This window comes from Streptomyces sp. DI166 (assembly GCF_900091315.1).
Taxonomy (GTDB): domain Bacteria; phylum Actinomycetota; class Actinomycetes; order Streptomycetales; family Streptomycetaceae; genus Streptomyces; species Streptomyces fuscus.
The window spans coordinates 1-6,634 of sequence record NZ_FLSP01000095.1; the positions used below are offsets into that span (position 1 = coordinate 1).

Here is a 6,634-nt window from a genome sequence, read left to right on the forward strand (position 1 = left end):
GACCGCGTCCACTTCGTCGGCCGTCACCCTCGCGTTCTCCAACGCCTGCTGGATGACCCGCTGTTGGGAGGGACCGTTGGGCGCCGTCAGACCGTTCGACGCGCCGTCCTGATTGACGGCCGACCCTCGCACCACCGCCAGCACCCGGTGCCCCTTGGCCCGCGCGTCCGACAGCCGCTCCACCGCGAGGACTCCGATGCCCTCCGACCATCCCGTCCCGTCGGCCGCCGCGGCGAACGGCTTGCAGCGCCCGTCCGCCGACAACCCCCGCTGACGGCTGAACTCCACGAAGACCCCGGGGCTCGGCATGACGGTGACGCCGCCCGCGAGCGCCAGGTCGCACTCCCCGTTCCGCAGCGACTGCACCGCCAGGTGCAACGCCACCAGCGACGACGAACACGCCGTGTCGACCGTGACCGCGGGCCCCTCCAGGCCCAGCGTGTAGGCGAGCCGCCCGGTGAGCACGCTGGTCGCGTTGCCGGTCAGGGAGAAGCCGCTGACCTGTTCGGGGACGTGGAGCATGTCGGCGAGGTAGCCGAAGCCGGACGCGCCGATGAAGACGCCCGTGCGGCTGCCACGCAGGGAGCCGGGGGCGATGCCGGCGTGTTCGACGGCCTCCCAGCCGGTCTCCAGGAGCAGGCGCTGCTGCGGGTCCATGGCGAGGGCCTCGCGGGGCGAGATCCCGAAGAACTCGGCGTCGAAGCGGTCGGCGTCGTGCAGGAATCCGCCTTCGACGACGTAGCTCTTGCCGTAGGCGTCCGGGTCGGGGTCGTACAGGTCCTCGTCCCAGCCCCGGTTGTCGGGGAAGGGGGTGATGCCGTCGCCGCCCTCCGCGACCAGTCGCCACAGGTCGTCGGCGGAGTGGACGTCGCCGGGCAAGCGGCAGGCCATGCCGACGACGGCGATCGGCTCGCGGTTCTTGGCCTCGGTGCGCTGGAGGCGCTGACGGGTCTCCTGGAGGTCGGCGGTGACCAACTTGAGGTACTCACGGAGCTTGGCTTCGTTGCCGGACATCTGCCTTCGTCTCCAGCGGGGTGGGTGGGGCGGGTGGGGATGCGGGGCGGTCAGCCCAGGCCGAGTTCCTTGTTGATCAGGTCGAACATCTCGTCGTCACTGGCGGTGTCGAGCGAGGGCGAGGTCTGCTGTGCCGTACCGGCCGCTGGTTCGTCCGGGTCGGGTTCCAGGCGCCACACGAGCGACTGGAGCCGGTTGAGCAGTGCGGTCCGGGCCTCGGGCGTGGGGGGTTGGGTGGCGAGCGCGGTTTCCAGGCGTTCCAGTTCGGTCCACGCGGCTGTGCCGCGGGCGGGGTCGTCCTCGGGGGCGAGCAGGCTGTCGAGGTGGGCGGCCAGCGCGCTCGGGCTGGGGTAGTCGAAGACGAGGCCGGTGGGCAGGCGCAGGCCGGTCACCGCGGAGAGCCGGTTGCGCAGTTCGACGGCGGTGAGCGAGTCGAAGCCGAGGTCGGCGAAGTCGCGGTCGGTGTCGAGGGTGGTGGTGCTGCCGTGGGCCAGGACCTCCGTCACGTGGCCGCGTACCAACTCCTGGAGGTGGGCCAGGCGTTCCTTCGGGCTCCTGCCGGCCAACTGCTGGGTCAGGGTGGGCGCGTCGCCGGTCGTGCGGGCCGAGGTGCGGCGTGGCGGTGTGGGGACGATGCCGCTGAGGACGGGCGGCACCATGCCGGTCCGGGCGTTGCGCCGGAGGGTGGTCATGGCGATCTCGACGGCGACGAGCAGGGCGTCGTCGCTCGCGCCGGCCGTGTCGAGGAGGCCGAGGGCGTCCGGGGTGGCGAGCGGGGCGAGTCCGGAGCGGGTGATGCGGTCGAGGTCGGTGCGGTCGAGGCGGCCGGTCATGCCGCTGGTCTCGGCCCACAGGCCCCAGGCGACGGAGGTGGCGGGCAGCCCTTGGGCGCGACGGTGGTGGGCGAGGGCGTCGAGGAAGGCGTTGGCGGCGGCGTAGTTGGCCTGGCCGGGTCCGCCGAGGACGCTCGCGGTGGAGGAGAACAGGACGAAGGCGGTCAGGTCCAGGTCGCGGGTGAGGGTGTGCAGGGTGAGGGCGGCGTCCAGTTTGGGGCGCAGGACGTCCTCGACCTGGTGGGGGGTGAGGGCGGTCAGGACGGCGTCGTCGACGACTCCGGCGGCGTGCACGACGGCCGTCAGCGGGTGCTCGGGCGGGATCTTGTCGAAGAGGGCGGCCAGTTCGCCGGCGTCGGCGACGTCGCAGGCGATGACCTCCGCGTCGGCGCCGAGCCGGGCGAGGTCGGCGACGAGCGCGGCGGCGCCCGGGGCGTCGGCTCCGGAGCGGCTGGTGAGGTAGAGGCGGCGGACGCCGTGTTCCCCGGCCAGGTGCCGGGCGACGAGTGTGCCGAGGGTGCCCAGACCGCCGGTGATGAGCACGGTGCCGTCGGGACGCCAGGGGGTGGTGTGGCCGGTGGGCTGTCGGCGCGCCAGCCTCGGGACGAGGATCCGCTCGTCGCGGAGGGCGCTCTGGGGTTCTCCGGCGTCGAGGGCCGCGCGTACGGCGTCGGTGAGCAGGTCGGCGTCCGGTGTGGGTCCGGTGTCGACCAGGAGGAAGCGGTCGGGGTGCTCGGTCTGTGCGGTGCGCACCAGGCCCCACAGTGCGGCGTGGGCCAGGTCCGGCACGTCCTCACCGGTGCGGGTGGCGATGGCCCCCGCGGTGACCACCACGAGCCGGGTGTCGGTGAGCCGGGGGTCGGCGAGCCAGTCGCGCAGGGTGGCGAGGGTGTGTTGGACGGCGTCGTGCGCGGTGTCGGCGTCGGGGGTGGCCGGTCGGTCGTGGGTGGCCGGTCCGCCGGGCGCGGCGCAGGGCAGCAGGACGACGGGGGGTGCGGGGACGCCCGCGTCGAGGACGGCGGTGAGTGCGGCCAGGTCGGCGTAAGCGGTGACCGTCGTACCGGCGTACTGGAGTTCGGCGGCGAGGCCGAGGGGGTCGGAGCCGAGGATCGCCCAGGTCTCGTCGTGGGCGGGTTCCGGGGCGGTGGTGTCGAGGGGGTGCCAGTCGAGGCGGAAGAGCCGGTCGGTCCGGGCGGCGGCCGGGATTTGGTCGGTGCTCAGGGGCCGCAGGGTGAGGGAGTCCGCGGTGAGGACGGGGCGGCCGTCCGGGTCGGCGACGGTGACCGTGGGGGTGGCGCCGTCCGGGCCGCCGGGGGTGAGGGCGACGCGTACGCGGTCGGCTCCGCAGGCGTGCAGGGTGAGGTCGCGCCAGGCGAAGGGGACGCGCACGGTGTGGGTGTCGGCGTCGGCGAGCACGCCGAGCGGGTGCAGGGCCGCGTCGAGGAGGGCGGGGTGCAGTCCGTAGGCGGCGGCGTCGGGCCGGGCGGCTTCGGGGAGCGCGATCTCGGCGAACACCTCGTCCCCGCGGCGCCAGGCGGAGGTCATGCCCTGGAAGGCGGGGCCGTAGCCGTAACCGGCGGTCTCGGCCTCGGCGTAGAAGCCGGAGACGTCCACGGGCTCGGCGCCCTCCGGCGGCCATGCGGTGAGGCCGGCGGGAAGCGCGGTGGGTGCGCCGGTGAGGGTGCCTTCGGCGTGCGCGGTCCAGGGGGCGTCGGGGCCCTGGTCCTCGGGGCGGGAGTGCACGGTGAGGGGGCGGGCGCCCTCCTCGTCGGCGGGGCCGACGGCGACCTGGATCCGCACTCCGCCCTGTTCGGGGATGACGAGGGGTGCCTGGAGGGTCAGTTCCCGTACGGTACGGCAGCCGACCTCGTCCCCGGCGCGCACCGCCAGTTCCACGAAGCCGGTGCCGGGGAAGAGGACGGTGCCCGCGACGGCGTGGTCCGCGAGCCAGGGCTGGGTGCGCGGGCAGAGCCGTCCGGTCAGCAGCACTCCGTCCTCGCCCGCTATCGGCACGGCGGCACCGAGCAGCGGGTGTCCGGCGCCGTCCAGGCCGAGCCCTGCCGGGTCGCCGGTGCCGCCGTGGACCTGCAGCCAGTAGCGCTCGCGCTGGAAGGCGTACGTGGGCAGGTCGGCGTGGCGCGGGTCGCGGCCCTCGAAGAGCGCGGCCCAGTCGATGTCGGTGCCGCTCGCCCAGAGCCGGGAGACGGCCTGGGTGAGGCTGGCGACCTCGGGATGGTCCCGTCGGGTGGCGGGGACGAACAGGCCGGGGGCGCACTCGGCGGCCATGGCGGTCAGGGTGGCGTCCGGGCCCAGTTCGAGGAACTTGCGCACGCCGTTGTCGGCGAGCCAGGTGACGCCGTCCGCGAAGCGCACCGCCTCCCGGACCTGCCGCACCCAGTGGGCGGGGGTGCGGATCTCCTCCCCGGCGGGCCGCCCGGTGAGGTTGGACACGACGGGGATCGCCGGTTCGCCGTAGGAGACGTCGGAGGCGACGCGTTCGAACTCGGCGAGCATCGGTTCCATGAGCGCGGAGTGGAAGGCGTGCGAGACCTGCAGGCGGCGGCACTTGATCCCGGCCAGGTCGCAGCGTTCGCGTACGGCCTCGATGTCGCCCTCGGGGCCGGAGACGACCAGCGAGGCGGGTCCGTTGACGGCGGCGATCTCGACGGCGCCGCCGAGGGAGGCGAGTACGTCCTCGACCTGGGGCACCCCGGCCCGTACGGCGAGCATCGCGCCGCCCGCCGGGAGCGCCTGCATCAGTCCGCCGCGCGCCGCCACCAGACGGCAGGCGTCCGGAAGCGAGAACACTCCGGCCACATGGGCGGCGATCAGCTCACCGACGGAGTGCCCCATCACGAAGTCCGGGCGCACGCCCCAGGATTCGGCCAGCCGGTACAGCGCCACCTCGAAGGCGAACAGCCCGGCCTGCGTGAAGACGGTACGGTCCAGTGGACCCGGGGTCCCCGCCTCCAGCGCCTCGGTCAGCGAGCCCGGCAGCAGCCCCTCGAAGGCGGCGCACGTCTCGGCGAGGACCCGCGCGAACACGGGGAACTCGGCGGCCAGTTCGGCGCCCATGCGGGCCCGCTGCGCCCCCTGTCCGGTGAACAGCACCGCGAGCCGCCCGTCCACGGGGCCGCCCGCGGACCCCACGGAGGCCAGGGCCGCCCTCAGCTCCTCGCGGTCCCGGCCCCAGACGACGGCCCGATGGGCCAGCGCTGCCCGCTCGGTCGCGAGCGACCAGCCCACGTCGACCGGTTCGGGCCCGTCGACCGCCGCCGCCAGCCGCTCGGCCTGCGCCTTCAGCGCGTCCGCGGAGTGCGCGGACAGCACCCACGGAACCGTCCCGCCCGCCGTCGCGGCGCGCTCCGGTTCGGTCTCCTCCGGTGCCGCCTCCAGCACCACGTGCACGTTCGTCCCGCTGATCCCGAACGCGGACACGGCGGCCCGCCTCGCGCGCCCCGTCTCGGGCCAGGGCCGCGGCTCGGTGAGCAGGCGGACGGCGCCGGACTCCCAGTCGACGTGCGGGGTCGGCTCGTCCACGTGCAGGGTGCGGGGCAGGACACCGGCCCGCATCGCCATGAGCATTTTGATCACGCCCGCCATCCCGGCGGCGGCCTGCGCGTGCCCGATGTTGGACTTGACCGAGCCGAGCCACAGCGGCCGTTCGGGGTCTCGGTCCTGCCCGTAGGTGGCGAGCAGGGCCCGCGCCTCGATCGGGTCGCCGAGCGGGGTGCCGGTGCCGTGCGCCTCGACGGCGTCCACGTCGCCGGGGTTGAGGCGGCAGTTGAGGAGCGCCTGCCGGATGACGTGCTGCTGCGCCGGGCCGCTGGGGGCGGTGAGGCCGTTGGAGGCGCCGTCCTGGTTGAGCGCGGAGCCCTTGATCAGGCCGAGGATCCGGTGCCCGTTGCGGCGGGCGTCGGCGAGGCGCTCCAGGACCAGGACGCCCGCGCCCTCGGCGAGGCCCATGCCGTTGGCGTCGGCGGAGAAGGCCTTGCAGCGGCCGTCGGCGGCGAGTCCGCGCTGCCTGCTCCAGCCGGTGAACTCGTCGGAGGTGGACATCAGGGCGACGCCCGCGGCGACGGCGAGCGAGCACTCCTCGCGGCGCAGCGACTGGGCGGCCAGGTGGAGGGCGGTCAGTGAGGAGGAGCAGGCGGTGTCCAGGGTGACGGCGGGCCCTTCGAGGCCGAAGGTGTAGGCGACCCGGCCGGAGACGATGCTGCCGGCGCTGCCGGTGACGAGGTGTCCCTCGAAGCCCTCGGGGACCTGGTGGATGCCGGAGCGGTAGTCGAGCGGATTGCAGCCGACGAACACTCCGGTGGCGGTCCCGCGCAGCGAGGTGACGGGGATGCCGGTGCGCTCGAACGCCTCCCACACCACTTCCAGCAGGATCCGCTGCTGCGGGTCCATGACGAGGGCCTCGCGCGGGGAGATCCCGAACAGGGCCGCGTCGAACCGGTCGGCGTCGTAGAGGAATCCGCCCTCGCGGACGTAGCTCTTGCCGTGCCGGTCGGGGTCCGGGTCGTAGAGGCCGTCCAGGTCCCAGTCCCGGTTGCCGGGCAGCGGTCCGACGGCGTCGCGGCCCTCGGCGACCAGCCGCCACAGGTCCTCCGGTGAGCCGACGCCGCCCGGGTAGCGGCAGGACATCCCGACGACGGCGATCGGCTCGCGGTCCTTGTCCTCCACGGCGGCCAGCCGGTTCTGCGCCTGCCGCAGGTCGTTGGTGACCCGCTTGAGGTAGTCCAGGAGCTTCGCTTCGTTCTGCTGCGCCATCGTCGACATCTCCACTG

At 74.4% G+C, this 6,634-nt stretch carries 2 protein-coding genes; both read right to left on the bottom strand.

Annotation, left to right across the window (positions count from 1 at the left end; genetic code table 11):
• Positions 1-1,014 (bottom strand): beta-ketoacyl synthase N-terminal-like domain-containing protein (locus GA0115233_RS32695; protein WP_176712026.1); only part of this gene is annotated, 1,014 nt, incomplete at its 3' end.
• A gap of 50 nt (positions 1,015-1,064) precedes the next feature.
• The gene (locus GA0115233_RS32700) at positions 1,065-6,617 is read right to left on the bottom strand and encodes a type I polyketide synthase (protein WP_093723953.1); all 5,553 of its coding nucleotides are present in this window, start codon (positions 6,615-6,617) and stop codon (positions 1,065-1,067) included.
• Positions 6,618-6,634: the final 17 nt, after the last annotated feature.

Excerpts from the sequence above, each read along its gene's own strand:
- GA0115233_RS32700 (WP_093723953.1), bottom strand. The coding sequence starts at position 6,617 with ATGGCGCAGCAGAACGAAGCGAAGCTCCTGGACTACCTCAAGCGGGTC.